The organism is Serratia sp. TSO36, from assembly GCF_057808395.1.
Genome location: NZ_JBJZOU010000015.1, coordinates 420,817 through 446,881 on the forward strand (window position 1 = coordinate 420,817; position 26,065 = coordinate 446,881).

Sequence of the window (26,065 nt, forward strand, 5' to 3'; positions counted from 1 at the left end):
TCACACGTCGGTATTCATTGCCGAGAGCCGGCAATGTGGCGGCTCAAATGGCGCGTTTGACCTGCTCGTCCAGCAGTTGAGGAATAATATCGGCCAGTTGCGGCGAAAGTTTACGTCTTTTTACGGCGCGGGATGGGGGTTGGCATAAACTGCAGATGAAACCGTTCAGCGGCTGGTGCGCGTGGGTGATAAATGCGCCGCCGCAGCAGCTGCAGGCAGAGAGCTGCAGCATGCCGCTGTCGACGAAACGCACCAGCGTCCAGGCACGGGTCAGCGCCAGCAACGGCGCCTCGCCGGCCTGCTGAGGACACTGCTCCAGGTAGAGGCGATAGGCTTTGATCACCGCCTCCACTCCGCTGCACTGCCCGCTTTTCATCAGAAACAGGTAGGCGTTGTAAAACATCGACGAGTGAATATTTTGTTCCCAGGTCATAAACCAGTCGGTTGAGAACGGTAACATTCCTTTTGGCGGCGGGCTGCCGCGTAACTCCTTGTAAAGTTTAATCAAGCGCCCGCGGCTAAGCTGGGTTTCGCTCTCCAGCATTTGCAATCGGGCTCCCAGCGAAATCAGCTCCATGGCGAGCTGAATGTCCTTGGCTTCTTGAACGATACTTTTCTCAACCATCATCAGGCTCTTTTCTTCGTCGGGCTAGCGTCTTTACTCGATAGCTCTTGCAGTAAATGGCTTGATAGCAAAATGCCGGTATGGATTTGTTGCAGATCGTCGACGCGCGACTCTTTGGTCAGGCGTTCGATGGTCTGGCTTTCGTTAAAGCGGAAGTGGCAAACCAGCTGGTTGGTCTCGGCCAGTTTCACCATTTGCGGCAAAGTCAGCTGCGCCAGCGCATCGGCCATGGCTTCATCAATACCAAGACGGAACATCGCGGAGGCTTTTTCATCGTTGATCAAACGCTGTGCTAAAAGTAAATATGACAGATTGATGTCATAAATATGCTTAAGTAATTCAGACGTACCCATATTCCCCATCCCGACAGACTATGTTTAAAAACATACGCTGGGTGATAAATTTTATCGCCCGTGACCTGGGTTGTTTCCCAAAGCTGGCAAATTAATCTCTCAAAAACGACTGCTATAATTTTCAACAATCGCTAAATTTGACACTGTTCAGTATTTGCTACGAGCGTAAACCAACGTGTATGGATGTACAGCATTCTGCTTCGATAGTGTTTAGTCACCATGAAACTATTTTTACAAATTTAATAAGATTATTCCTAAAGCAGCGCAACTCTACCCCCGAACCATTAGCACACACAATGTAAGTGAGAGGCAATTTTAAATACAATGTGACATAGATCACAAAAATAAAAAATAATTAAGCCAAATACACCCAAATACGCTCACTTATTAACCGCCATTTTGTTCACAAAACAGCCATAGGTAAAAAAACGTCTTAAAAACAATGTTTATCCGCCAAAAAATTATCTTTTTTAGATCAATTCGAACAAAAGCATCACCAAACCAAAATAACAGAACAAAAAATCTGCATATAGGCGACAAACTCAGTATAAATAACCATTTGAGTTACTAAAAAATATCCAAGCTGAAAAATAACCTGCGTAAACTATAAGGTTATTAGCTATCGGATTTGACTTAAGCCCTCAGCCTGAAGCTGTTCTAATTTTCCGCATCAGGTGATTATGGCTTATCAATGATTCGCAGGCGTAGTGAACAAGCTAACAGACGTAACGATATGTTTCCGTATTAGCGCGATGCAAGAATGCTTTTTCTACATTAGAGTTCCCCAAAACGACATATCGGCAGCAATCCATAAAACTTTAATGCCTTTTATTTCTTTTTCTGTCGCCGTGATAATTCTCTCTCCCCCAGAGATTATTTACATGGCTTACGTTTTCATCACTTCATTGTCATAAAATAAAACGCAGTTTTGTTTTACTCTTCATATTTCCCCATCGAGAAAAACGGCTTTTCAGCGCAAGCGACGACGACAAACACCGCCCAATGCCGCAGCGGCACCACGGACGGTGAAAAAATCACCGCAAAAGATGGCCTGGCGCGGCGCCGCGAGCTTGTGCACGGCAAGAACGACGACGCGTCGGCCGTCAGCCGCCCTGAGACTTTCCCTATTTATCCGTTTATCAGCAGGATGAGATTGCTGACGGCGCACTGGCATATTATGATTTATCAAAGCGCCGCTACGTGCGGCGTGACATCATTACCCGGTGCAATTTATCTACTTGAAATGATTTTTGTCAGGTCGTACATCGCTGCCTCGACGGCGTCGCCGTGAGCCGCCGATGTGTTATTCACCCGGCTTTAACTATTAACAGGCTATATTTTAATCATGACCGATACGCTCGAATATCTGCTGACATTCCGTAAATGCTCCTCTTTGGACAGCCTGGAGAAGGTGTACGACAAACTGAACTACTCCATTGAAAATGATAAAGAAATGAGCAACATGTACCGCGCCGCCGACCACCGTCGCGCCGAGCTGGTTGCCGGTAAATTGTTCGATCTGGGCAAGGTGCCGAAAACGCTGTGGGCGCAGGTGCTTTAATTCAGTGAAATTACGTGCGGCAACGGTTTTATCTTTTATTGCTATATAACCGGGGTAAATTCGGCTTTTATTGCCGCGCGTGATGCGAAACACATTTATTCCCCCCGCCAGGCTCTACCCTTTATCCGACGCAGTACCTCCGCCAAGGCCGCCGATGCGGCAGCCTGAAATGCGATGGATACAACAAGGAGTGGGATATGGGGTATCAAAACGTTCTGGTCACCGTCGCCGTTGCCCCTGACAGCCACCGCCTGGTGGAAAAAGCCGTCTCCATCGTCCGCCCTTACGGCGGCAGTATCACCTTGTTAAGCACCCTCGCCAACCCGGAAATGTACAATAATTTCGCCGGGCCGATGCTGGGGGATTTGCGCTCGTTGATGGAGGAGGAAACCCGGCTGTTTATGGAGGAACTGCGTCAACGCGCCGGCTACCCGATCGCCGATGCGCTGATCGTGCACGGCGAGCTGGGTGACAGCCTGGAATACGCCAGCCGCCGTCAGCCGTTCGACCTGCTGATCTGCGGCAATCATCGCGACGGCATGATGAATAAGGTCTCCTGTTCCGCCGCCCGCTTTATCAATATCAGCCATATCGACGTGCTGATCGTTCCGCTCTAAGGCTAAGCACATTCGGTAACGTTGCCTTGCCGCCCCTGGACTAGGCTTAACGCATCTTGTTTGTCGCAACGCAAAGGAGCTTTCGATGTCCCCTTCTTCTCAACAGAACCGCCGCTTCCTGCTGGCCTCGCGTCCGCACGGTGAACCGACGGCGGCCAACTTCCGTCTCGATACCGTCCCCGCACCGCAGCCCGGCGCCGGACAGCTGGTGCTGCGCACCGTTTATCTGTCGCTGGATCCTTATATGCGCGGGCGCATGAGCGATGCCCCCTCCTACGCGCCGCCGGTGGAGATCGGTCAGGTGATGGTGGGCGGCACGGTATCGCGCGTAGCGGCTTCACAGCATCCCGATTTCAACGTCGGCGATTGGGTGTTGGGTTATGACGGCTGGCAGGATTACGCCCTGTCTGACGGCAGCGGCCTGCGCAACCTCGGCCCGCACCTGCCGCATCCTTCCCGCCTGCTGGGCGTGCTGGGCATGCCGGGATTTACCGCTTACATGGGGCTGCTCGACATCGGCCAACCGCAGGCGGGGGAAACGCTGGTGGTGGCCGCCGCCAGCGGTGCGGTCGGTTCGGTGGTCGGCCAAATCGGTAAGCTGAAAGGCTGCCGCGTCGTCGGCGTCGCCGGCGGGGCGGAAAAATGCCGCTATGTGGTGGAAGAGTTGGGTTTCGACGCCTGCATCGATCACCGCGCCCCTGACTTTGCCGAACAGCTGGCGGCCGCCTGCCCTAAAGGCATCGACATCTATTACGAAAACGTCGGCGGGGCGGTGTTCGACGCCGTACTGCCGCTGTTGAACACCAAAGCGCGCATTCCGGTGTGCGGCATCATCGCCCATTACAATGCCACCGGGTTGCCTGCGGGGCCGGACCGCTTGCCGCTGCTGGAGGGGCTGATCCTGCGCAAACGCATCCGTATGCAGGGCTTTATCATCTTCGACGACTACGGCTCACGCTTTGACGAGTTCTTGCAACAAATGAGCAGTTGGGTCGAGGAGGGGAAAATCAAGTTCCGCGAGGACATCGTCGACGGGCTGGAGCAGGCGCCGCAGGCGTTTATCGGCCTGCTGCAGGGCAAGAACTTCGGCAAGCTGGTGATCCGCGTCGCCGACGAGTAACCGGTAACAGGGCGTGGTACACCACGCCCTGCTTTTAATGCACGGCACCGTCGCCGAATCGCACATCCTCCTCTACCGTCAGCGTCACCTGCACGATAGTGCGCACCGCTTCCACCATCGTCGCCAGCGCCATACTCGGCTTGCCCGGATGCGCCGCCGCCAGTGCATGGCTGTACGGGACATGCACGAATCCGCCCCTGACCCTCGCGTGCTGCGTCTCGAGATAGTGCCGCAGACCGTAAAAAATATGGTTGCAGTTATAGGTACCTGCCGTATAAGAGACCGCCGCCGGGATCCCCTGTCGGCGCAGCTGCTGCACTGCGGCCTTGACCGGCAACGTGCTGAAATACCCCACCGGCCCGCCGGCCACCACCGGTATATCGACCGGCTGTTTACCGGCATTGTCGGGAATGCGGGCATCGATCAGATTGATGGCCACCCGTTCCAGCGATATCTCGGCCCGGCCGCCGGCCAGGCCCAGACAAATCACCGCCAGCGGCTGCAGCGCCTCAATCGCCGCGATCAATTGCTGATTAGCCTCGCCCAACACGCAAGGCAGCTCGAGCGCCGCGATCTCCGCGCCGGCAATATGTTCACCGGCCAACGCCTGCGCAATCTGCCAGGAAGGATTCACCGCATCGCCATCGAACGGCTCAATGCCGGTGATCAAGACTTTGTTCATCATTTCCCCTGATTGAAGGCTAAATTCGTGTACTTCCAGCCTAGAGAACGCAGTATGATTCTGGAAATGGATTATCTGTATATAGAGTATTCATAAAATGAATTTGGCCAACGTCGATCTCAACTTGCTGGTGGTGTTCGAGGCGTTATATCAGACGCGCAATGTCACCGCCGCAGGCCGGCGTCTTAACCGCGCCCAGCCCTCCGTCAGCAATGCCTTGGCACGGCTGCGCACGCTGCTGAACGATCCGCTGTTTGTTCGCAGCGGCGGCGGCATGGCGCCTACACCACGCGCCCATCAGCTTATGCCGCAGATACAGCAGGTGCTTGAACAGATCCATCTGGCGTTGGCGCCCCCTGCCCGTTTCGATCCGGCCACCGCCGGGCAACGGCGCTTTACGCTGGCGGCCGGCGACTATGCCGATATCCTGCTGCTGCCCGCTATCATCAGTCGGTTACGTCAGACAGCACCCGGCATCGATATTCGCGTTTCGCGCCTGGATCGCCACAATATTTACCAGCAACTGGATCGCGGCGAGGTGGATATCGCGCTGGGAGGGCACCTTGCCGGAGCGGAAAGCCACTATGTGCGCACGTTGTTTGAAGAACATCTGGTGTGTATCGCCAGCCGTTCACACCCACAGTTGGCGGATGGCCGCTGGGATCTGGCACGCTACCTCAGCCTGCCGCATGGGCTGTACGCACCGGCAGACGACGGCTCTGCCAGGGGATTGGTCGACCGGCGCCTGGCGGAAATCGGCGGTCAACGGCGCGTCGCCGTAACCTTTTCACATATTGCCGCTCTGCCGGCTGTGGTCGCCGACAGCGATCTGATCGCCACCCTGGCCGCCAGCGCGGCCCGGCATTTTTCCGATCCACAACGCGTACGCATTCTCCCGCTGCCCGACGAGTTGGCCATCGCGCCTTTCCCCATTGAGCTAATCGCCGGCAGGCAGGCGCAACGCGACCCGGCGTTAATCTGGCTCTGTGAGCTGATAGTCCAACTCTCCTTCGCCCCCTCCCTACGTTAACGACGACATTCGCTGCATTTTCAACCGTTCGAACGCATGTTCCAGGGCTCGCCGGTGGGCTCTGAGAGGTCTGCCAAATAGGAATCATCCGAATTAACATTCGCCAAATTTATATATTTGATCATCTTTAACTGGCAAATGGTAAGGATAAAAAACAGTCAGTGACTTTTTTTACGTAAAAAAAGAGTTGTTTTATAAACACGTTGACTTAAGTGTTACAGATTTATTTTTTGGTATTACCAATTATCCAATAATTTGAGATAAAAAATGATCTGCTCGCATGTATATGTTTTAGATGATTAAAACCAAGATCGTGAGCAAGTTAACGAATTGAGCATTGATCCACAAGGCTATTTTGCAAATGCAGAGCTCTATTGTAGACTGCACAAATCGTGCCTTTGTGTAAACTTTGTTAAATCTTTCGTCAGTTCCTGTCTCCATTCGTGACAGATACGCCATCGGGATCGCGCGTCAATTCTCGTGCGGTAGCTATGCCTAAAGCGGGGAATAGTATGGATCGCCTTATCATTGCGCACACGCCTTTGCCCTCCCACCAGCTGTTGTTCAGAAGCCTTTCCGGTGAGGAAAAACTGGCCGGATTGTTCGAGTTCGACGTCGAGCTGCTCAGCCCCGACAATCGGCTCGATCTGAAAGCGCTGCTGGGACAAAAAATCACGTTGGAGCTGCGGGGCAATCCGCTGGCGCCGCGCTATCTCAACGGCAATATCACGCGCATGACCCTCTCCGGAAGGGAAGCCGGCGGCAACCGTTACTATATCTACCGCGCCGTGCTGCGCCCCACGCTGTGGTATCTGACGCAAAACCGCGATTTTCGCATCTACCAGGAAAAGACCGTTCCCGACATCCTGACTCAGGTGCTGGGGCAGTATCAGGTGAAAATCGATAACCGCCTGAGTTACGACTACCGCATCTGGGGGTACTGCGTGCAGTACCAGGAGAGCGATTTCGATTTCATCAGTCGCCTGATGGAGCACGAAGGCATCTATTACTATTTCACGCACCAGCAAGACGGCCATACGCTGGTGCTGGCTGACGCGCCGTCGGCGCATCAGGAACTCGCCGGCTACGCCAGCATTCCCTATCAGCTCGCGGAAGGCGGCCTGGTGGAAAACAAAGACAGCATCAACAGCTGGAGCGTTTCGGACGCCATCACGCCCAGCCTGTATAGCCTGGATGACTACGATTTTCGCAAGCCGCGCGCGCGGTTGCTGGAGGCGCGGCAGAATCCCGCCTCGTTCGCGCAGGACAAAGCCGAGGTGTTCGACTGGCCCGGGCGTTATACCGATCACGCCCACGGCCAGTTTTACGTCAAGGTTCGCCAGCAGGAGTTCGAAGCGCAGCACGAGCAGATGAGCGGCGAAGGCAGTTCGCAGGGCATTGCGCCCGGCTACCGTTTTCAACTGATCCAGGCGCCGCGTATGGAGGACAACCGCGCCTACCTGGTGGTCAGCGCGCATTACTTCATGCAGGAAAACAGCTACGCCAGCAATGATAACGACGTCGGCGAGCAGCGTACCGAATTTCAGGTCGTTCCGGCGGACATCAATTGGCGCCCGGCGCGCATCACGCCCTGGCCGAAAACCCACGGCCCGCAAACTGCCGAAGTGGTGGGGCCGGAAGGCGAAAGCATCTGGACCGATAAGTATGGCCGGGTGAAACTCAAATTCCGTTGGGATCGCCACGGCAGCGGCAATGAAACCAGTTCCTGCTGGGTGCGCGTCTCCAGCGCCTGGGCCGGCTGGAAATACGGCGGGATCCAGATCCCGCGCGTGGGCGAAGAAGTGGTGGTCGACTTTATCAACGGCGATCCGGATCGCCCTATCATCACCGGCCGCGTTTACAACGAAGACAGCATGCCGCCGTGGGATCTGCCCGGCGACGCCACCAAAATGGGCTTTATGAGCCGCAGCAAAGGCGGCGGCGCCGACAACGCCAGCTTCCTGTTCCTGGAAGACTCGCCCGGCAACGAATCTTTCGACATGCACGCCGAACGCAACATGAACATGACGGTGGAAAACGACAAGAACGTCAATATTGACGGCAGCCGCACCACCACCATCGGCCGCAAGCAGGACGACACCGTCACCGGCGACGCCACGTTCCTGTACAAAGCGAAACGCACCACCACCGTCGATGGGCTGGAAACCGCCAACCTGAACGCCCACCAGACGGTGAACATCAAAGGCGGCCGCGACCTGACGATTATCGACGGCGGCGATAAAATCGACATCACCGGCAATCAGTCCTTTAAGCTTGACGGCGCGCAGACGCAAAACATTACGCAGGCCCAACACGTCACGGTGAAGGGCAATCAGACCCTCGACATTACCGAAGGGCAACAAACCAGCACCATCAAGCAAGGGCAAACGGTCAACATCACCTCCGGCGGGCAGCACACCACCATCACCGCCGGCGGGCAGGAATTGACGGTTAAAGGCGGCGGCCAAACCGCTACCGTCACCGGGAATGTCACCGAGACCTACAAAAACGATCAGAGCACGACGATCACCGGTACGCTGACCATCAAAGCGAAAACGATCAACATCACCAGCGCGGACGGCGTGTCGGTGCAGACACCGAGCTGGAAAGATAACTGCCACGGTTGGAAATGGGTGGCGACCGGAGCCAACTTCGCCTTCTACGGCTCCAATCTTGCGTTGACAGGAGCCAGCCTGAAACACACGATGCTGGATATCTCGCACAATCCGCTGGCGATCAGCAAAACCAATTTCAAGCTCAGTAACGATCCCATGACGTTCACTCAGCTTGGCGCGCTGGTGACCAACGGCGCCTTACGGTTGAGCACCAAGGCGCTGGCGATCTTTTTATAAAGGGACTCCCATGTCGAAGGCCAAAAATGTTCTCACCGTTATCGGGTTGATTTTATTGGCTCCTATCCTCAGCCTGGTGGGTTTTTTCAAATTCATCACGGTCGATATCTGGGGTTATTTCAAACATATCGGTTCTTCCCTCAGCGTGATGGAGAACGGTATTTCCGCCTCCGGGCAAATCGTCAGCATTCGCCAGACCAACCTGTGGGACGGGAATCGGCCGGTCTGCGAAGTCGAAGTCAAATACATCGCCCAAGACGGAAAAAACCATACGGCCGTGGCGAAAGGCCCAATTAGCGTCGTGGATCTGCCGCGTTATCAGCCGGGCCATTTCACCGCGATCAAGTACGATCCGAAGAACCCCAAAAAAGCGGTGATCGAAGAGCTTTCCCGGCTTTGAGCGAAAAGGCTCCTTTCAATCACGCGATCCGATTGCAACGCTCTGCCAACGGCTTATCGTTCATCGGTTCGCTAACTCACCTTGCATAAGGAAGTGTCACGATGGGCGCGTTCATTGCCTTTTCGACGCAGGACAGCCTCTGGGGACAAATCCTGTTTACCTTCTTTGGCATCCTGGTTGGCTGCGTCTTGCTCGCCGCGATCGGCAAAACCCTTTTGTCGGCCAGCCGAGCGGCCGCGTTGCCTGCGCGGTTGCTGATCTTTGTCGCGCTGATGCTGGCGCTGCTGAAATACAACCAGCAGGTGATGTCTGCGGTGAATGCCCCCGCAGAATTGATCGGGTTCCTGATTTTGCCCGGTTTTTTGATGGGTTACCTGGGTGCGGCGCCCACCGGCAGACTGGCACTGGCGATAGAGCTGCCCTGTTTTGCGGCGCTCGCCGCGCTGCTGATTCTGGGCACCGCCGACGTCGAATTTTTTGCCCCCTATCACCTGGAGAGCGCCGGCCAATTTATCGCCAAGGCGATCGCCGCGGCATTGTCCGTCGCCGCCGTGCTGTTGGCTCGCGGAATAAACGGGAAGGACGGCGCACTGTCCTCTTGATCATCCCTTTCGAAGCGGGGCCCTCCCCGCATTAACGATCGGCGCTGAACGCCGCATCGTTTTCTTCATCTGTTGTGACATAGCCTGATATCTATTAAACCGAAAAACGGATTGTTTTTGAGCAGCAGCCTGGCTGCCAGCTGATATCCACAGGAAGCTTTACACACACAATGAAAGTCGTAAAACCTCTGCGCCTCAGCGCGCTTCATCGCCCCTTCTCTTGGCAAGGGCAAAACCATCTGGGCGTTTCCGTTTTGGCCTTGGCCGATATGGGGGCTTCCCCGCGCCTGCGCCCCGAACCGGAGCTGTGGCAGTTGGCCGCTGAAGAACTCACGCTGAGCGGCGGCGTGCTCGATTTGGCTATCCCCAAAGCCTGCGCGGAGTTTCTCGCCACCGGTAACGCCTACACCCACCATCAACAAGACAAAACCGCTTGCGCCGTAAAGATCCAGCTGGATTCGCTGGAAAAAACGCTGGTGGTTTTCGGCGATCGCCATTGGATCAACGATCGTCCCTCCACTCCCCTCCCTTTTGCAGAAATGCGTCTGGACTGGCGCCGGGCTTACGGCGGCACCCAGTTCGCCGATAATCCGCACGGCATCGGCGCCACTCCAGAAACATTTCCGCAGGGCCGCATCCATCGCCTACCCAATGTTGAACCGCTGCAGGGGCGCCTCGCGTCTCCTCGGCAAAGCGCGCAACCGGCAAGCTTTGACGCGTTGGATATCACCTGGCCGCGCCGCTTCTCCCGCATCGGTAAAAACTACGACGCCGACTGGTTGAAAAACGGCTTTCCCGGCTTCGCCAACGATATCGACTGGCGCCTGTTCAACATGGCGGAAAGCGATCAGCAGTTTCCTCAACGCGACAGCTTGCCGCCCCGCGCCGCCTATCGAATTTGGAACATGCACCCTTCAGAACCGGTGCAGCAAGGTCATTTGCCGCCGTGGCGCACACGCTGTTTCATCAACCGGCTGCGCGGCGACGAAACGCATTTCGAAGAAATCGCGATGCGCCACACCACCGTCTGGTTCTTCCCCCATCGGGAACAGATGCTGCTGATTTATCAGGGCAGCACACGCATCAATGAAGACGATGCCGCCGACGTAATGCAGCTGATGCCGGCTTTGGAAACCGAAGGCGAGCCCCGCTCCACCGCGCATTATCGGCAGGTGTTGACCCAGCGGCTGGATAAGGAACGGGGGGCTCTGCACGCGTTTCGTGAGCAAGAGTTGTTGCCGGAAGCGTGCATCGGCGCCTGGCTGGATACGGAAACGCCGACGCAGCAAAGCCCGATGGCGGAAAATATCGCCGCCTACGAGCACCGGCAGCGCGAAGAGCACCGCCAGCGCCTGCTGCGTGAAGGCCAGGACATCGATGAACTGTTCCCGCTGCCGTCGCAAGACGCGCCGCCGAAGCTGGACCAACTCGCCGAATTCGTCGAGCGTCTGGAAAGCCAGGCCGAGGCGCAGTATCAGGACATGCTCAAGCTGGCGCAAGCCGAGGGTATCGATCCGCGCAATCCCGGTGGGGATCACGTGCCGCCATCCGGTGCGGAAAGCTACCAGCAGCAGCGCGATCTGCTGTTCCAGGAGGCGCGCCGGCATCCCGACGCGTTCAGCGAAAAACAGCTGGGGGAAAGCGAGCGCGCGCTGCACCAAATGTATTTAATGTCGGCACAGGCGCAAAGCCCTGCGCTGCGTTTAAGCGGCGATCTGGCGCAAATCATTCGCCAACGCGTCACCGCCGCCATGCTGCGCGATAAGGATCTCAGCGGTCTTGATCTCACCGGCGCCGATCTGTCCGGCATGGATCTCTGCCAGGCTAACTTGCGCGGCGCTTTGCTGGAAAACGCCAATCTGCGCCAAACCCAACTGGTGGGTTGCGACCTTCGCGAGGCGATGCTGGCGCGCGCCGATCTCAGCGGCGCCGTCTTGCAGCAGGCCGATCTGAGCCACGCCTCTTTGGCCCTGGCGAAATGCGAAGCGACGGATTTCGGCGGCGCGCAGCTGCACGAAACCAACATTCAGCAAACGTTGTTTCAACGCTGCGATTTCACGATGGCCTCATTACGCGATTTGCTGGGATACGAAACCTTGCTCGGGCAGTGTGATTTCAGCCGCGCCACGCTGGCCAACATTACGCTGATGGAGTTGCAACTGGAGCAGCTGACATTCAGCCACGCCCGGCTCGACAAAGTCAGCTTCGTCAAATGCCGCTTGCAGGCGGTGAACTTCGATCGGGCGCGGCTGGAAAGCTGCGCCTGGGTTGATACCGAGACGCAAAGCCTCAGTTTCCGCGCCGCACGCCTCACGGCCTGCGCCTTCGCGGCAAAGACGCTGCTGCCGCAGGCAGATTTCAGCGACGCGACGCTAAACCAGTGCAATTTGCGCCAAATGCCGTTGCAGCGGGCCAATTTCAGCCGTGCGCGTCTCAATAATTGCGACCTGTCGGAAACCCGGCTGAACGAGGCTGATTTCCGTCAGGCCAACGGCAGCGGCAGCCTGTTCATTCGCAGCGATCTGTCTCGCGCCAACCTGCGCGACGCCAACTTCATTGCGGCGATCCTGCAAAAATGCGTGCTGTCAGGCGCCGACCTGCAGGGCGCCAATCTGTTCCGGGCCGACCTGTCGCAGTCGCAAGTGGATCAGGCGACCCGGCTCGAGGGCGCCTATACCGCCAGGGTGAAAACATTGCCTCGCCACAACGGGAAGGAAGTATGACCTCAAAGCCAGAGCAAATACGCCAGCGCGTGAAACGCGGCGAGCTGATTGCCGGTGAGGATTTGCACGGCCTGTCATTCGCCGGTATGGATTTGGCCGGCGGCATGTTCAACGAACTGAACCTGAACGGCGTGAACTTCTCCGATTGCGATCTGCGCGACAGCGTCTTCAGCAATTGCCGGCTCGAACAGGCGCAATTTGCACGGGCGAACCTGAAGCAAACGGCCTTCAACCAGTGCGCCATGTCGGGCGGCCGCTTCAGCGAGAGCCATATCGAACTGACGATGTTCAACGACTGCCGGCTTGAACAGGGCGACTTCAGCCGGCTGGCGCTCAACCAAAGCCACTGGATGTCATGCCAATTGGCCGGCGCGAATTTTTCCGCCACTCAGCACGATCGCACCACCTTTTACGAAAGCCCGCTCGACGGCGCTGCGTTGAATCAGGCGCGGTTATCTCTTGTCACGTTCTTCCGATTAAATCTCCGTGACACAAGGTTTGAAGGGGCAGATTTCGACCGCGTCACGTTTTTCGAATGTGACCACCGCGGCAAAAGTTACGCCGGGCAGCGCCTGATCGCCTGCCAGTTTACCGATAACCAACTGGACGACGTCGATTTCAGCCAGGCGACGCTGCGTCAAAGCAACTTCAAGGGCGCTTCGCTGCGGCGCGCCAACCTGGCGGGCGTGCAGGCGCAGCAGTCACTGTGGCTGGAGGCCAATCTGACCCACGCGCAGTGCCGCAGCGGGCAGTTCGATCAGGCGATCTTCAGCGAAGCGACGTTGGACGCCGCCAACTTCAGCCAGACGCGCCTGTATCAATGCGTATTCCAGCACAGCCGCGCGGCGCGCTGTGATTTCAGCGACAGCGACCTGACCTACGCCGACTTCTGTTATGCCGACATCGGCGCCGCCGATTTCCGCCGTGCGCGCTTTATGCGCACCCGCATGCACCGCGCCCATCAGCAGCAAACGCGCTGGGGCGATCGCAGCGGAATTCTCGAGCGCGACGAAGAGCTGTACGCCGCCGAAACCTGGAGCGCACAGCGCCAGAGCCGAATCTGAATGCATTGACCACTTCACGAGGGGATCACCATGAGCGTTGCCAACACAACCCGCGCCGTCAACATCGCACCGCCCCAGCAGGCCGCCGGCCAGGTCGTCAACCTATTGCCGGACGGCAGTCTGGTGGTGGAGTGCGAAGGCCGCGGCTGGCATTGCCGCCGGGCGGCGAGCTGCCTGCTGACGCCAGCACTCGGCGATAACGTGCTGGTCGCCGGCTGCGGCCACCAGCTGTGGGCGATCGCCGTCCTTGAGCGCGCGGAACCGCAAAGCGCGGCGCGGCTGAGCGTTGCAGGCGATCTGCACATTGAAACGCCGAGCGGCTCGCTGTCGCTGCACGGCGCGCAGGCGCTGAAACTGAGCGGCGACGCCATGACGCTGCAGGCCAACAGCGGCGACTGCCAGGTCGACAAGATGAAATACAGCGGCGAAGAGCTGTCGGCCTTCGTCAGCATCAGCCGCCTGGTCGGCAAACGCTGCGAGTCGCTGTGGCATTCGGTCAGCCAGATCAGCCATTCGCTGTTCCGCAAAGTGCGCCAGACCGAGCACGTGCGCGCCGGGCAACTGGATTACCAGGCGGAAGATTACGCCCGCATTCATGCCCGCAACACGCTCATTACTTCAAAAGACATCACCAAGCTGGATTCGGAACAAATCCACGTCGGATAACCTGCGGAGGCCTTTTATGTTTGCCAACAGCCAAATGATCGGCGTGGACCTGGCGTTTCCCGACGTCTGTCTGACGCCAAGCCCGGCGCCGGTACCCGTGCCCTACCCGGATATCGCCCTGGCGCCGACCGCCATTCCGAACGCGTTCAACATTCTGTTCGTCGGCACCCCGGCGCACAACATGGCGACGGTGACGCCGCTGACCAACGGCGACAACCCCGGCGTGGCCACCGGCGTCGCTTCCGGGACGGTGATGGGGCCGTCCCGCCACCTGACCGGCGCCTTTACCGTGCTGCTCAAAGGCACCCCTGCCACCCGGCTGACCAGCCTCAGCCTGCAAAATTCCACCAACGCGCTCGGCATGCGCATCGTGCCGAGCCAATTAAAAGTGTTGCTGCTTGCGCCCTGATGACGGCGCCCTATTACACAGCCATTAAACAAGAAGAGGACATTGTGAAAACACGGATTACCCTGACGCTGCTGACCGCCCTGACGCTTGCCGGTTGTTCCACGCCGCCGCCACCGCCGCCGGCGCTCAATAACGACGCCATCGTCAGCAGTGAGGTCAACGGCGTCACGCTAAAGCACCGCGCCGCGGTGAGCGCGCCGAAACAGTTCAAGCCGATCGGTGAGGAGTACCGCAGCCTGTACGCCGCCAGCATCATGAGCAGCCCGAATTATACCGGCACCGCCGTCGGCAGCCTGGACAACGCCGCCGCGTTCTACGCGCTGGGCGAAGTGGAAAACAACTGGCTGGCGATCTCCGCCATCCGGGGCGGCGACCTGGTGGGTTACATCCAGGCCAACGCCGGCGTACCGGAAGCGCGCTACAAATCGACGCTGCGCAAAGATCTGCCGCGCCGCGCGCGCGCCGCCAAACAGGACTGCGTCAAAGTCGGCGGCGACAGCAAGGCGTGTAAAAACGCCGGCTCAGCCACCTGGATCCTCCAGTAGTCAGCACGCCTGCGGGCGACGAGATTCCCATGATGACGACCCCTATCGCTTCCCGCTGGTGCGGGATGCTTTTTCTACTGCTGGGCGCACTGGCGCTCGGCGGCTGCATGTCTTCCGCCAAAAGCGTGCCGTCGCGTTACAGCCTGGTGTTCGATGCCGATCGCCAGGTCAACGCCGCCGCCGGCGCGCAACCGGCGCCGATAAAAATTCGCGTGCTGCTGCTGCGTTCGGATGCGGAATTCATGGATGCCGACTTCTTCAGTCTGCAAAACGACGCCAAAAGCGTGCTCGGCAACAGCCTGCTGGACAGCGATCAGTTCTTCCTGACGCCGGGCCAGACCGGCAAAAAACTCGGTGGGCAAAGCGCGTTGGATGCGCGCTACATCGGCGTGATCGCCGAATATCAAAATCTGGACGGCAAAACCTGGCGCCTTTCACTGCCGCTGCCGGAACCCACCGAAACCAATTTCTACAAGGTATGGCAATTCTCGCCGGATGAGCTGGAAGCGCATATCGTCGCGGGCGTGAGTGGCCTGCGCCCCGTAAAAAAGGTCGACTGACCTACCGCTGCGCTGAAGCGAAGTAACTATAGGTGTGATGATGAAAGATGCTCATAAGGTTGTCTGGACTGAGGGGATGTTTTTGCGCCCCCACCATTTCCAGCAGGCGGAAAACTATCTCGAAGGCTATATGCGCAACTGGGGCCAGGCCCACAGCGGCTGTTTCTGGGGTTTCCTCACCCTGGATCTGGACCAAACGCTGCTGCGCCAGGGCAAGATTGCCCTCAACGCCGCCAGCGGCATCATGCCGGATGGCACGCCGTTTCGCTTCGCCGGCGCCCAGCAGGCGCCCGCGCCGCTGACCATCGCCGAAAACAAGACCGGTGAAAACGTAGTGCTGGCCCTGCCGACCTACCGCGCGGGGCGTGAAGACGTGATCTTTCAGGAAAGCCCGGAGGCGCTGGCGCGCTATCTGGCTTACGAGAACGAAGTCGACGATCTCAACGCCGTCTCGGTGGGCAGCGCGGCGCTGCAGTTCGGCCGCCTGCGCCTGCGGCTGATGCTGGAGAGCGAGCTCAACGCCGAATGGACGGCGCTCGGCGTGACCCGCGTGCTGGAAAAACGCGGCGACAACAGCCTGCGCCTCGATACCGCGCAGATCCCGCCGATGCTGAACTGCCAGGGCAACCCGGTACTGAAAACCTTCATCAACGATCTGCAGGGCCTGCTGCAACAGCGCAGCCAGCAGATGAGCCAGCGCCTGCTGCAGCCGGGCCGCGGCGGCAGTTCCGAAATGGTCGATTTCATGCTGCTGCAGCTGATCAACCGCCACCTCGGCCAGGTGAGCCACGCCTACCACCTCGACCATCTGCACCCGGAGCGCCTGTTCGCCGATTGGCTGCAGTTCGCCACCGAGCTCGCCAGCTTCTCGGCGCAGCGCACCCCGGAAGGCCGTCTGCCGGTGTATGACCACGACAACCTGGCGCTGTGCTTCGGCAAGCTGATGCTGTTGCTGCGCCAGGGGCTGTCGGTGGTGCTGGAAGACAACGCCATTCAGCTGACGCTGGTCGAACGCTCCCACGGGCTGAACGTCGCCACCGTGCAGGACGCCAAAATGATGCGCGACTTCGGCTTCGTGCTGGCGGTGCGCGCCGACGTGGCCGCCGAGGTGTTGCTGACCCATTTCCCGGCGCAGATGAAGATCGCCCCGGTCACGCGCATCCGCGATTTGGTGCAGCTGCAGCTGCCGGGCATCGGTTTGCGCACCATGCCCGCCGCGCCGCGCCAGATCCCCTATCACGCCGGCTACACCTACTTCGAACTGGAAAAAGGCGGCGACCTGTGGAAACAGATGGAAAAATCCAGCGCCTTCGCTCTGCACCTGGCGGGCGAATTCCCGGGGCTGGACATGGAATTTTGGGCGATTCGCAGCCATACGGACCGGTAACCTATGACTCAGGAAAATAGCATGGCGCCGGCGGCCAACCCGCTGGTGGACGCCGCCAACCCGCTGCTGAACGCCATTTCGCAGATCCGCCAGTCGGCCACGCACGCCAACCCGGCGCAGCTGCGCCAACAGCTGATCGACGAAATGCGCCGCTTCGAGATCCGCGGCCAACGCGCCAATCTGCCGTACGAGGTGATCATCGGCGCGCGTTATTGCCTGTGCACCGCGCTGGATGAAGCGGCGGCGCTGACCCCGTGGGGCAGCAACAGCGTGTGGTCCGGCAGCGGGCTGCTGGTGACCTTCCATAACGAAACCTGGGGCGGCGAGAAATTCTTCCAGCTGCTGGCCAAGCTGTCGCAAAGCCCGCGCGAGCACATCAACCTGCTGGAGCTGATCAATTATTGCCTGCTGCTGGGCTTTGAAGGCCGCTACCGGGTGATGGAAAACGGCCGCTCGCAGCTGGAAACCATGAAACAGCGCCTGCTGCAGCTGATCCGGTCGGTGCGCGGCGGCTATGCCCCGCCGCTGTCGCCCCATGCGCTGGATCTGCCGGTACAGCAGAAACTGTGGCGCCCGCTGGTGCCGCTGTGGGCCTGCGTGGCGCTGACCGGCTTCCTGGCTTCGCTGCTGTTCATCGTCCTCAACTGGCGGCTGGGCGACAACACCAGCCCGGTGCTGGCGGCGATTTACCAAACCAATCTGCCGCAGGTGGCGATCGGTAACCCGGCGCCGGCCGCACCGCCGACGCTGAGCCTGAAGAGCTTCCTGCGCAAAGAGATCGCCGAAGGGCTGGTGGTGGTGCGCGACGAAGCGCAGCAAAGCGTGGTGATCCTCAAAGGCGACGGGCTGTTCGACTCCGCCGCCACCACGGTGCGCGCCAACTATATTCCGGTTATCGACCGCATCGCCGCCGCCATGAACGGCGTCAGCGGCAAAATCCTGGTCACCGGCTACAGCGACAACGTGCCGATCCGCAGCGCCCGTTTCGCCTCCAACTGGGAGCTGTCGCTGGCGCGCGCCGAAGCGGTCAGCGCCCGGTTGCAAAAGCACCTCGCCAACCCGCAGCGGGTCAAGGCTGAGGGCCGCGGCGAAAGCAACCCCGTCGCGCCGAACGATAACAAAGTGAACCGCGCGTTGAACCGCCGGGTAGAAATTACGCTGTTGGTCGCCCCGGAAAATACCCAGGCGGAAATCAACGGCTTGCCGCAAGGAACCGGAAAGTAATGCTCAGTACGTTATTCTCCATCATCACCAGCCGCCTGCTGTGGGGCTTTGTCGGCATTACCGCGCTGGCGTTCATCATCTGGATGATCGGCCCGCTGGTGGCCATCGGCGACTATCGCCCGCTGGAGCCGGAACTCAACCGCCAGATCGCCATCGGCGTTATCTACCTGATCTGGTTCCTGTGCCGCCTGATCCCGCGCCTCTACAGCGCCTGGTTCAACAGCCGCCTGCTGAGCAACCTGCTCGCCGCCGAAGCGGTGCCGGCGGAAGACGGCAAGCCCGAGGTCAAACAAGACGATCAGTTGGCGCAGCGCTTCGACGAAGCGGCGCAGCTGCTGAAAAAGGCGCGCTTCACACCGGGCCAGGGCGACGGCAAACACCGCTGGATGACCCGCTTTAGCCGCCAGTACCTGTACCAGCTGCCGTGGTATGTGATCATCGGCGCGCCCGGCGCCGGCAAGACCACCGCGCTGGTCAACTCCGGCCTGCACTTCCCGCTGGCGGATCGCTTCGGCAAATCCGCGCTGCGCGGCGTGGGCGGCACCCGCAACTGCGACTGGTGGTTTACCAACGACGCCGTGCTGCTCGACACCGCCGGCCGCTACACCACGCAGGAAAGCCAGCGCGAAGAAGACGCCGGCGAGTGGCAAAGCTTCGTCGCGCTGCTGAAAAAATACCGCACCCGTCAGCCGATCAACGGCGTGATGGTGACCATCAGCGTCGCCGATCTGCTGAGCGACAGCGCCGAAGCGCGCGCCGCCCAGGCCAGCGCGCTGCGCAAACGCCTGATCGAACTGCACGAACAGCTGGGCATTCACTTCCCGGTCTATGTGCTGGTCACCAAAACCGACCTGCTCAACGGCTTTATGGCCTACTTCGGCAGCTTCGACAAAGCACAGCGCGACCAGATCTGGGGGTTCACCTTCCCTTACGAGCGCTCGCGGCTGCCGGACTTCAACCTGAACGCCGCTTTCGAACAGCAATACGCCCTGCTGCAACAGCGGCTGGACGCGGCGCTGCCTGATACGCTGCTGATGGAGCACGACGCGCGCCAGCGCGCCGAAAGCTACCTGTTCCCGCAGGAGTTCGCCGCGCTGCGCCCGCTGCTCGGCCAATACCTGGAGCAGGTGTTCGCCACCTCCAGTTTTGAAACCCGCTTTACCCCGCGCGGCATCTATTTCACCAGCGGCACCCAGGAAGGCCTGCCGTTCGACCGGGTGATGGGCGAGCTGAACCGCTATCTGCAGCTGCCGACGGCAAACTCAGGGGCGCAGGCCAACGCGGCCTGGGACAGCGTGGGCCAGGAAGCGCCAATCCCGGCGGCCAAGGGCCAAAGCTTCTTCCTGAAAGAGACGCTGGAATCGGTGGTCTTCCAGGAATCCGGGCTGGCGGGCAGCAACCGCTGGTGGGAATACCGCAACCGCGCCCTGCACTGGGCGGGTTACATCGCGCTGGCGGTGATCCTGGCGGTGCTGGCGATGCTCTGGTTCACCAGCTACGGCAACAACAAGGCCTATCTGGCAGAAGTGGCCGCCAAGGTGCCCGGCGTCGAGCGCCAGGGGCAAAACCTGACGCAGTTGGGCAACGGCGACATGTTCTCGCTGCTGCCGTTCCTCAACAGCCTGCTGCACCTGCCGGACAGCCAAAACTTTTCGCTGGACGATCCGCCGTTCACCTACCGCATGGGGCTGTTCCGCGGCGATCAGGTGAGCGACGCCGGCAATGCGCTGTACCAAAAAGCGCTGAAAGAGCTGCTGCTGCCGCAGGTGGCGCAACAGATCGCCACCACGCTGCGCAACGACAACCACGGCGATGCGGACTTCAGCTACGAAGCACTGAAAGCCTACCAGATGCTGTATCTGCCGAAGCAGTACGACGGCAAATTCCTGCGCGCCTGGGTGATGCTCAACCTGCAGCGCAACCTGCCGCAGGGCAGCACCCAGAAACAGCTGCAGCAGATCGAATGGCATTTGGGCCAGCTGCTGGATGCGCAGATCCAGGCCTCGCCTTACGCCAAAGACGACCCGCTGGTGGCGCAGGCGCAGGCCGCCATCAACCGGGCGCCGCTGTCGCAGCGCGTCTACGGCCGCCTCAAGCGCCTGCTGCTGAAGCAGACCGACATCAAGCCGGTCAGCCTGGTCGATTTGGCCGGCCCGCAGACCGAGCTGGCGTTCAGCCGCAAAAGCGGCAAACCGGTGACCGACGGCGTGCCGGGCCTGTTTACCTCGCAGGGGTATTGGAAAGCGTTCAACGACAACATCGATCCGGTGACCGACACCCTGCGCAAGGAAGACGTCTGGGTGTTGAACAGCCAGACGCCGGAGCAGAAGAGCGCTGATTTGACCAAAACCATCCGCCAGCTGTACATGCAGGACTTCATCAGCGCCTGGGATGAGCTGCTGGGGGATATCCAGCTGGCCAACATCGGCAACCTGACCCAGCGCATCAGCAGCGCGCGCCTGTTGTCCGGCAACCCGTCGCCGATGCGTAACCTGCTGGTCAACGTCAGCAAAAACGTCACCCTGCGCGACGAGAAAAGCGACGCCGACTCCCGCTCGTTGCTGGCCAAAACCGAAGACAGACTGAATCAAAACGCCAATCGCACGCTGGAAGCGCTGTTCACCAACCGGCCGGCCAACGCCGACGGCGACGTATCCGCCCAGCCGGAACAGCTGGTGATGGCGCATTTCGCGCCGCTGCTGGAGCTGGCGCAAAGCCAGGGCGAAGGCAATAAGGCGATCCCTTTCGACAGCGTGCTCAAGCAGGTCGATGAGCTGTACAGCTATCTGACGGCGGTTCAGGGCGCGGCCAACAGCGGCATGTCGGCGCCACCGAGCGACATCATCCCGCGTCTGCAGGCCGAATCCGGCCGCTTGCCGGTGCCGTTCAAACAGATGCTGCTGTCGCTGGCGATCGGCGCCAGCAGCGACACCCAGCGCAAAGAGATGGAGAACGTGAAAAAGCGCATCAGCTTCGAGGTCGGCAGTTTCTGCCGCCAGGCGATCGCCGGCCGTTATCCGCTGGTGGCACGGGCGCGCCAGGAAGTGACGCCGGACGATCTGGCGCGCATGTTCGCGCCGAACAGCGGGCTGATGGACAGCTTCTTCCGCGACAACCTGCAGGGCAAGGTCGACACCACCCGCGCCAACTGGCGCTTTACCCCCGGCGTGGACGGCAAGACGCTGCCCGGCGGCGAAGGCATCCTGCGTTCGTTCCAGCAGGCGCAGCGCATCCGCGACGCCTTCTTCGCCAACGGTACCGCGACGCCCTCGTACCGCGTGACCGTGCGGCCGGTGCGGATGGATAACGACATCCTCAACCTGACGCTGGATATCGACGGGCAGTTGTTCAAATACAGCCACGGCCCGCAGGTACCGCTGGTGGTCAGCTGGCCGGGCACCCGCAATACCAACCAGGTGCATCTGCAGCTGGCGCTGGCCAACGGCACCACCGCCAGCCTGGTGACCAGCGGGCCGTGGGCGCTGAACCGCCTGGTGGATATGGCGCAGTCTTCGGGCACCGGCGGCCTCGGCCGCCAGGCGACCTTCAATCTTGACGGCCACCGCGTCACGCTGGAGTTCACGCCCAACAGCATTCGCAATCCGTTCCAACTGCCGGCCTTCTCGTGCCCGTAGCCCCGAAAGGACATGACCATGAGCACTGATTCAAGCGCCCCCACGAGCATCGGCTGGTACGGCAAACTCCCTTCCGCCGGCGACTTCCTGCAACGCCGCCTGCCCGATCCGGTGGTCAACAACTGGGCCCACTGGTTCCATAACGGGCTGGTGAATTTGCAGCGCGATGCGCAGGGGCCGAACGGCCACCCGTTCAGCAACGCACCGGTGTGGAACTTCGTGATCCCCGCCACGCTCGGCAGCCCGTACGTGCAGATGGGTTGCCTGTTGCCGGCGCGCGATCGCGTCGGGCGACGCTACCCGATCTGCGCGCTGCGCCTGTTCAGCCAACAGGATTGGCGGCCGCAACAGCTGAACATGGCGGCGAGCTGGTACCAACAGCTCGGTTATACCCTGCTGAACGGCGTGCGCAACGGTTTCTCCGCCGAGCAGATCGACCGTACGTTGCAGGCTATTCCGGCGCTGCCCAGCCCGCCGGCGGAAGCGGATTCCGAGATATTGTCGATTATCGGTTTCCAGCATCCGGACGTGCCGGGCCTCGGCTGGCAACAGGCCGCCGACTGTTTCGACCCGGCGCAGTACACCAGTTTCTGGTGGACCAATCAGGCCGACGGACACCCGCTCTACACCCACGTGCACAGCGGCAACCTCACCGTGCAGCTGTTTTCACTGCTGTTCGAGCCCAACGGCTGGGCGCGCCCCGGCCGCGGCGGCCAGTACCCGCAAATGTTTGATTAACATCGCTCGTTGAAGGAAATTTTATGGCTATCGACACCGATACCCTGCTGACCCCGGTCGACGCGGACAATCCCTGCGGCGACAACCTGGAATACGACGCCGACTTTCTGGCGATGGAACAAGCCGCCACCGGCAAGGCCGAACAACAGTTCGGCAGCACCATCATCCCGGAAGAAGCGCCGGATTGGGTGCAGGTCGAACGCCTCGCGACCTCGCTGCTGACGCGCACCAAAGACCTGCGCGTCATGTTGTATCTCACCCGCGCCTGGACCCAGCTGCGCGGGTTGCCGGGCTACGCCGACGGGCTGACGCTGATCCACCAGTCGATGGCCCGTTACTGGGACGCCCTGCAGCCGCCGCTGGAGTTCGACGGCGAGGCCGACCCACTGTTTCGTATCAACGCGCTGGCCGACCTTGGCGACAAGGCCGCGCTGGCCGCCAGCGTGCGCGCCGCGCCGCTGCTGAAAAGCGCCGCCGGTGAAATCTCGCTGCGCGATGCCGGCGCCCTGCTCGACGGCAGCAAGCAGGAGTGCCCCAACTTTCCCGGCGGCCGCGCACGGCTGCAGGATGAGCTGGCGCAGCAGGATCGCCCCGAAGGCGCCCTGGTGGCGCGCATCGCCAACACCCTGTCCGCCATACGCAGCGAAGTGACCCGCCATCTGGGGGAAAGCGCGCTGCCGGAAATGAGCGCGCTGACCAAGGTCTTTTCTCTGGTGGCGCTCGCCGGCCAGAGCGAGGCCCCGGCCGCCGCCGAACCCGACGCCTTGCCGGAAGCCGCCGCCGTGCAGCCACCCGCCGCCGTGCAGAGCGCCACCGCCCCGCTCAACTGGCGCAGCGCGCAGATCCAGTCGCGCGACGACGCCCAGCTGATGCTGGACAAGGTGAAAAACTATTTTCGTCTTCATGAGCCGAGCCACCCGGCGCCGCTGATGATCGATCGGGTCCAGCGGTTGATTACGCTGGACTTTATGCAAATCGTCCGCGATTTGGCGCCCGATGGGCTTAACCAACTGGAGACCATTCTCGGTCGCCCCGACAACGAGGAGAACAGCTAGCCGCCGACCTTTGTTCTCTTGACGCATCCGATACCGTCTGCCCCTGCGCAGACCCGAATCAGAACCTGACTCTCCCAGCCGGACGAGGCGCGTTCCCAATCGCCATTAGATGGAGTAAATCATGTCAAACTCGAAATCCCGCAGCGGGCAGAAATTCATCGCCCGCAACCGCGCGCCGCGCGTACAGATTGAATACGATGTCGAAATTTATGGCGCAGAGCGCAAAATCCAGCTGCCGTTCGTGATGGGCGTGATGGCGGATCTGGTGGGGAAAGCGGTCGATCCGCAAGCCAGCGTGGAAGAGCGCAAGTTCATGGAGATCGACGTCGACAACTTCGACGAGCGCATGAAATCGCTGAAGCCGCGCGTCGCTTATCAGGTCGACAACACCCTGACCGGCGAAGGCAAGCTGAACATCGATCTGACCTTCGAAAGCATGGAAGACTTCTCCCCCGCCGCCATCGCCCGCAAGGTCGACGCGCTGGACAATCTGCTGGACGCCCGCACCCAGCTTTCCAACCTGCTGTCCTACATGGACGGCAAGAACGGCGCCGAAGAGCTGATCTCCAAGATCCTGCAAAACCCGGCGCTGCTGCAATCCCTGACCGACGCGCCGAAGCCGGCGGTTAACGACGAAAACAACGAGCGTGAGGATTAATCGATGAGCAACTCGCCTCAGCAACAAAATGCGTTGCAGACCACCGAGACTTTTTCCAGCGATGAATTCAGCGCGCTGCTGAACAAAGAGTTCCGGCCGAAGACCGATCAGGCCAAAGAAGCGGTCGAGAACGCGGTGAAAACCCTGGCGCAGCAGGCGCTGGAAAACACCGTCACCGTTTCTTCCGACGCCTACCGCACCATCCAGGCGCTGATTGCGGAAATTGACGAAAAGCTGTCGCAGCAGATCAACCAGATCATTCACCACGACGACTTCCAGAAGCTGGAAGGCGCCTGGCACGGCCTGCATTATCTGGTCAACAACTCCGAAACCGACGAGATGCTGAAGATCCGCTTTATGAGCATTTCCAAGCAGGAGCTGGGCCGCACGCTGAAGCGTTATAAAGGCGTGGGCTGGGACCAGAGCCCGATCTTCAAGAAAGTCTACGAAGAAGAGTATGGCCAGTTCGGCGGCGAACCGTTCGGCTGCCTGGTGGGCGACTACTACTTCGATCACAGCCCGCAGGACGTGGAGCTGCTGGGCGAAATGGCCAAGATCGGCGCCGCCTCGCACTGCCCGTTCATCGCCGGCACCGCGCCAAGCGTGATGCAGATGGAGTCCTGGCAGGAGCTCTCCAACCCGCGCGATCTGACCAAGATTTTCCAGAACACCGAGTACGCCGCCTGGCGCAGCCTGCGCGAGTCGGAAGACGCGCGCTACCTGGGTCTGGTGATGCCGCGCTTCCTGGCGCGCCTGCCGTACGGCATCCGCACCAACCCGGTGGACGAGTTTGACTTCGAAGAAGACACCGACGGCGCGACCCACGGCAACTACACCTGGACCAACGCCGCCTACGCCATGGCCGCCAACATCAACCGTTCGTTCAAAGAGTTCGGCTGGTGCACCGCCATTCGCGGGGTGGAATCCGGCGGCGCGGTGGAAAACCTGCCGTGCCACACCTTCCCGAGCGACGACGGCGGCGTGGACATGAAGTGCCCGACTGAGATCGCCATCAGCGATCGCCGCGAAGCCGAGCTGGCCAAAAACGGCTTTATGCCGCTGGTGCACCGCAAAAACTCCGACTTCGCCGCCTTTATCGGCGCGCAGTCGCTGCAGAAGCCGGCGGAATACTACGATGCCGACGCCTCCGCCAATGCCCAGCTTTCCGCGCGCCTGCCGTACCTGTTCGCCTGCTGCCGCTTCGCGCATTACCTGAAGTGCATCGTGCGCGACAAAATTGGCTCCTTCCGCGAGCGCGACGACATGGAACGCTGGCTGAACGACTGGATCATGAACTACGTGGACGGCGATCCGGCCAACTCCTCGCAGGAAACCAAGTCGCGCAAACCGCTGGCCGCGGCGGAAGTGCAGGTGGAAGAGATCGAAGACAACCCGGGCTATTACAGCGCCAAGTTCTTCCTGCGCCCGCACTACCAGCTGGAAGGCCTGACCGTCTCCCTGCGCCTGGTGTCGAAGCTGCCTTCGCTGAAGCAAAACGACGCGTCCTGATGGGCTGAAGTCAGGCCGCGATAGTGCGGCCTGGCTGATACATTAACCTC

24 protein-coding genes are annotated in these 26,065 nt (G+C 60.0%); 21 read left to right on the forward strand and 3 right to left on the reverse strand.

Features of this window, described 5'->3' with window-relative positions; genetic code table 11:
* Nucleotides 1–43: 43 nt before the first annotated feature.
* Complete coding sequence (gene flhC, locus ACK3CV_RS15490; RefSeq protein ID WP_016927281.1) at nucleotides 44–628, reverse strand: flagellar transcriptional regulator FlhC; 585 nt, start codon at nucleotides 626–628, stop codon at nucleotides 44–46.
* Nucleotides 628–978, reverse strand: coding sequence for a flagellar transcriptional regulator FlhD (gene flhD, locus ACK3CV_RS15495; protein ID WP_033647796.1), 351 nt, complete (start codon nucleotides 976–978; stop codon nucleotides 628–630). Before flhD ends, flhC begins: the two co-directional genes overlap by 1 nt.
* 928 nt (nucleotides 979–1,906) lie before the next feature.
* Here flhD and ACK3CV_RS15500 point away from each other — a divergent pair.
* The 4 genes from ACK3CV_RS15500 to ACK3CV_RS15515 all read left to right on the forward strand — a co-directional run bounded on the left by ACK3CV_RS15500 (nucleotide 1,907) and on the right by ACK3CV_RS15515 (nucleotide 4,276).
* Nucleotides 1,907–2,269, forward strand: a complete 363-nt coding sequence (locus tag ACK3CV_RS15500; RefSeq protein WP_047571540.1) for a hypothetical protein — start codon at nucleotides 1,907–1,909, stop codon at nucleotides 2,267–2,269.
* Nucleotides 2,270–2,323: 54 nt separating this feature from the next.
* Nucleotides 2,324–2,539, forward strand: coding sequence for a transcription modulator YdgT (ydgT, locus tag ACK3CV_RS15505; RefSeq protein WP_033635010.1), 216 nt, complete (start codon nucleotides 2,324–2,326; stop codon nucleotides 2,537–2,539).
* 197 nt (nucleotides 2,540–2,736) lie between these two features.
* Nucleotides 2,737–3,156: a universal stress protein UspC gene (uspC, locus tag ACK3CV_RS15510; RefSeq protein ID WP_033635011.1), complete on the forward strand. Its 420-nt coding sequence runs from the start codon at nucleotides 2,737–2,739 to the stop codon at nucleotides 3,154–3,156.
* An 85-nt stretch (nucleotides 3,157–3,241) separates the two neighbouring features.
* Nucleotides 3,242–4,276: an NADP-dependent oxidoreductase gene (locus ACK3CV_RS15515; RefSeq protein ID WP_033635012.1), complete on the forward strand. Its 1,035-nt coding sequence runs from the start codon at nucleotides 3,242–3,244 to the stop codon at nucleotides 4,274–4,276.
* Between the two features lie 34 nt (nucleotides 4,277–4,310).
* On the opposite strand, the gene pcp is transcribed toward ACK3CV_RS15515, so the two are convergent.
* A complete protein-coding gene (gene pcp / locus ACK3CV_RS15520; protein WP_033638517.1) occupies nucleotides 4,311–4,958 on the reverse strand; it encodes a pyroglutamyl-peptidase I in 648 nt (215 codons plus the stop codon).
* A 97-nt stretch (nucleotides 4,959–5,055) separates the two neighbouring features.
* Between pcp and ACK3CV_RS15525 the strand changes: the two genes are divergently transcribed.
* The 17 genes from ACK3CV_RS15525 (at nucleotide 5,056) to tssC (ending at nucleotide 26,015) form a co-directional block, all read left to right on the forward strand.
* Nucleotides 5,056–5,988 (forward strand): LysR family transcriptional regulator, encoded by a 933-nt coding sequence (locus tag ACK3CV_RS15525; RefSeq protein ID WP_164037589.1) that lies wholly within the window; start codon nucleotides 5,056–5,058, stop codon nucleotides 5,986–5,988.
* A gap of 512 nt (nucleotides 5,989–6,500) precedes the next feature.
* Nucleotides 6,501–8,840 carry a type VI secretion system Vgr family protein gene (locus ACK3CV_RS15530; protein ID WP_041035644.1) on the forward strand — a complete coding sequence of 780 codons (2,340 nt, stop codon included), beginning with the start codon at nucleotides 6,501–6,503 and terminating at the stop codon, nucleotides 8,838–8,840.
* A 10-nt stretch (nucleotides 8,841–8,850) separates the two neighbouring features.
* Complete coding sequence (locus tag ACK3CV_RS15535; protein ID WP_033647801.1) at nucleotides 8,851–9,240, forward strand: DUF3592 domain-containing protein; 390 nt, start codon at nucleotides 8,851–8,853, stop codon at nucleotides 9,238–9,240.
* Between the two features lie 101 nt (nucleotides 9,241–9,341).
* Nucleotides 9,342–9,842 carry a hypothetical protein gene (locus tag ACK3CV_RS15540; RefSeq protein ID WP_049234712.1) on the forward strand — a complete coding sequence of 167 codons (501 nt, stop codon included), beginning with the start codon at nucleotides 9,342–9,344 and terminating at the stop codon, nucleotides 9,840–9,842.
* Between the two features lie 170 nt (nucleotides 9,843–10,012).
* Nucleotides 10,013–12,565, forward strand: a complete 2,553-nt coding sequence (locus tag ACK3CV_RS15545) for a DUF2169 family type VI secretion system accessory protein (RefSeq protein ID WP_164037592.1) — start codon at nucleotides 10,013–10,015, stop codon at nucleotides 12,563–12,565.
* A complete protein-coding gene (locus ACK3CV_RS15550; RefSeq protein WP_164037595.1) occupies nucleotides 12,562–13,629 on the forward strand; it encodes a pentapeptide repeat-containing protein in 1,068 nt (355 codons plus the stop codon). The genes ACK3CV_RS15545 and ACK3CV_RS15550 overlap by 4 nt, the downstream gene beginning before the upstream one ends.
* A 30-nt stretch (nucleotides 13,630–13,659) precedes the next feature.
* Nucleotides 13,660–14,295, forward strand: a complete 636-nt coding sequence (locus ACK3CV_RS15555) for a DUF3540 domain-containing protein (RefSeq protein WP_033653621.1) — start codon at nucleotides 13,660–13,662, stop codon at nucleotides 14,293–14,295.
* A gap of 16 nt (nucleotides 14,296–14,311) precedes the next feature.
* Nucleotides 14,312–14,704: a DUF4150 domain-containing protein gene (locus tag ACK3CV_RS15560; RefSeq protein WP_004934933.1), complete on the forward strand. Its 393-nt coding sequence runs from the start codon at nucleotides 14,312–14,314 to the stop codon at nucleotides 14,702–14,704.
* A gap of 44 nt (nucleotides 14,705–14,748) precedes the next feature.
* Nucleotides 14,749–15,249: a type VI secretion system accessory protein TagV gene (gene tagV / locus ACK3CV_RS15565; RefSeq protein WP_033648134.1), complete on the forward strand. Its 501-nt coding sequence runs from the start codon at nucleotides 14,749–14,751 to the stop codon at nucleotides 15,247–15,249.
* 29 nt (nucleotides 15,250–15,278) lie between these two features.
* Complete coding sequence (tssJ, locus tag ACK3CV_RS15570; RefSeq protein WP_048321733.1) at nucleotides 15,279–15,809, forward strand: type VI secretion system lipoprotein TssJ; 531 nt, start codon at nucleotides 15,279–15,281, stop codon at nucleotides 15,807–15,809.
* Between the two features lie 40 nt (nucleotides 15,810–15,849).
* Nucleotides 15,850–17,196 (forward strand): type VI secretion system baseplate subunit TssK, encoded by a 1,347-nt coding sequence (gene tssK, locus ACK3CV_RS15575; protein ID WP_033638522.1) that lies wholly within the window; start codon nucleotides 15,850–15,852, stop codon nucleotides 17,194–17,196.
* A 21-nt stretch (nucleotides 17,197–17,217) separates the two neighbouring features.
* Nucleotides 17,218–18,420, forward strand: coding sequence for a DotU family type VI secretion system protein (locus tag ACK3CV_RS15580; protein ID WP_080353479.1), 1,203 nt, complete (start codon nucleotides 17,218–17,220; stop codon nucleotides 18,418–18,420).
* Entirely contained in the window at nucleotides 18,420–22,055 is a 3,636-nt protein-coding gene (gene tssM / locus ACK3CV_RS15585; protein WP_489009870.1) for a type VI secretion system membrane subunit TssM, read from the forward strand. The genes ACK3CV_RS15580 and tssM overlap by 1 nt, the downstream gene beginning before the upstream one ends.
* A gap of 18 nt (nucleotides 22,056–22,073) precedes the next feature.
* Entirely contained in the window at nucleotides 22,074–22,793 is a 720-nt protein-coding gene (gene tagF / locus ACK3CV_RS15590; protein WP_033647808.1) for a type VI secretion system-associated protein TagF, read from the forward strand.
* 23 nt (nucleotides 22,794–22,816) lie between these two features.
* Nucleotides 22,817–23,848, forward strand: coding sequence for a type VI secretion system protein TssA (gene tssA / locus ACK3CV_RS15595; protein ID WP_049194643.1), 1,032 nt, complete (start codon nucleotides 22,817–22,819; stop codon nucleotides 23,846–23,848).
* Between the two features lie 121 nt (nucleotides 23,849–23,969).
* Nucleotides 23,970–24,506, forward strand: coding sequence for a type VI secretion system contractile sheath small subunit (gene tssB, locus ACK3CV_RS15600; protein ID WP_033635026.1), 537 nt, complete (start codon nucleotides 23,970–23,972; stop codon nucleotides 24,504–24,506).
* A 3-nt stretch (nucleotides 24,507–24,509) separates the two neighbouring features.
* Complete coding sequence (gene tssC, locus ACK3CV_RS15605) at nucleotides 24,510–26,015, forward strand: type VI secretion system contractile sheath large subunit (RefSeq protein ID WP_016927259.1); 1,506 nt, start codon at nucleotides 24,510–24,512, stop codon at nucleotides 26,013–26,015.
* The last annotated feature ends 50 nt before the right edge of the window (nucleotides 26,016–26,065 follow it).

Bases quoted from the DNA above. Each gene is read 5' to 3' on its own strand.
- tssK (WP_033638522.1), top strand. From the start codon at position 15,850: ATGAAAGATGCTCATAAGGTTGTCTGGACTGAGGGGATGTTTTTGCGC.
- tagF (WP_033647808.1), top strand. From the start codon at position 22,074: ATGAGCACTGATTCAAGCGCCCCCACGAGCATCGGCTGGTACGGCAAA.
- ACK3CV_RS15515 (WP_033635012.1), top strand. From the start codon at position 3,242: ATGTCCCCTTCTTCTCAACAGAACCGCCGCTTCCTGCTGGCCTCGCGT.
- ACK3CV_RS15580 (WP_080353479.1), top strand. From the start codon at position 17,218: ATGGCGCCGGCGGCCAACCCGCTGGTGGACGCCGCCAACCCGCTGCTG.
- ACK3CV_RS15545 (WP_164037592.1), top strand. From the start codon at position 10,013: ATGAAAGTCGTAAAACCTCTGCGCCTCAGCGCGCTTCATCGCCCCTTC.
- tssM (WP_489009870.1), top strand. From the start codon at position 18,420: ATGCTCAGTACGTTATTCTCCATCATCACCAGCCGCCTGCTGTGGGGC.
- flhC (WP_016927281.1), bottom strand. From the start codon at position 628: ATGATGGTTGAGAAAAGTATCGTTCAAGAAGCCAAGGACATTCAGCTC.
- uspC (WP_033635011.1), top strand. From the start codon at position 2,737: ATGGGGTATCAAAACGTTCTGGTCACCGTCGCCGTTGCCCCTGACAGC.
- flhD (WP_033647796.1), bottom strand. From the start codon at position 978: ATGGGTACGTCTGAATTACTTAAGCATATTTATGACATCAATCTGTCA.
- tssB (WP_033635026.1), top strand. From the start codon at position 23,970: ATGTCAAACTCGAAATCCCGCAGCGGGCAGAAATTCATCGCCCGCAAC.
- ACK3CV_RS15540 (WP_049234712.1), top strand. From the start codon at position 9,342: ATGGGCGCGTTCATTGCCTTTTCGACGCAGGACAGCCTCTGGGGACAA.
- pcp (WP_033638517.1), bottom strand. From the start codon at position 4,958: ATGAACAAAGTCTTGATCACCGGCATTGAGCCGTTCGATGGCGATGCG.
- ACK3CV_RS15550 (WP_164037595.1), top strand. From the start codon at position 12,562: ATGACCTCAAAGCCAGAGCAAATACGCCAGCGCGTGAAACGCGGCGAG.
- ACK3CV_RS15560 (WP_004934933.1), top strand. From the start codon at position 14,312: ATGTTTGCCAACAGCCAAATGATCGGCGTGGACCTGGCGTTTCCCGAC.
- tssC (WP_016927259.1), top strand. From the start codon at position 24,510: ATGAGCAACTCGCCTCAGCAACAAAATGCGTTGCAGACCACCGAGACT.
- ACK3CV_RS15535 (WP_033647801.1), top strand. From the start codon at position 8,851: ATGTCGAAGGCCAAAAATGTTCTCACCGTTATCGGGTTGATTTTATTG.
- ACK3CV_RS15555 (WP_033653621.1), top strand. From the start codon at position 13,660: ATGAGCGTTGCCAACACAACCCGCGCCGTCAACATCGCACCGCCCCAG.
- ACK3CV_RS15530 (WP_041035644.1), top strand. From the start codon at position 6,501: ATGGATCGCCTTATCATTGCGCACACGCCTTTGCCCTCCCACCAGCTG.
- ACK3CV_RS15525 (WP_164037589.1), top strand. From the start codon at position 5,056: ATGAATTTGGCCAACGTCGATCTCAACTTGCTGGTGGTGTTCGAGGCG.
- tssA (WP_049194643.1), top strand. From the start codon at position 22,817: ATGGCTATCGACACCGATACCCTGCTGACCCCGGTCGACGCGGACAAT.
- ydgT (WP_033635010.1), top strand. From the start codon at position 2,324: ATGACCGATACGCTCGAATATCTGCTGACATTCCGTAAATGCTCCTCT.
- tssJ (WP_048321733.1), top strand. From the start codon at position 15,279: ATGATGACGACCCCTATCGCTTCCCGCTGGTGCGGGATGCTTTTTCTA.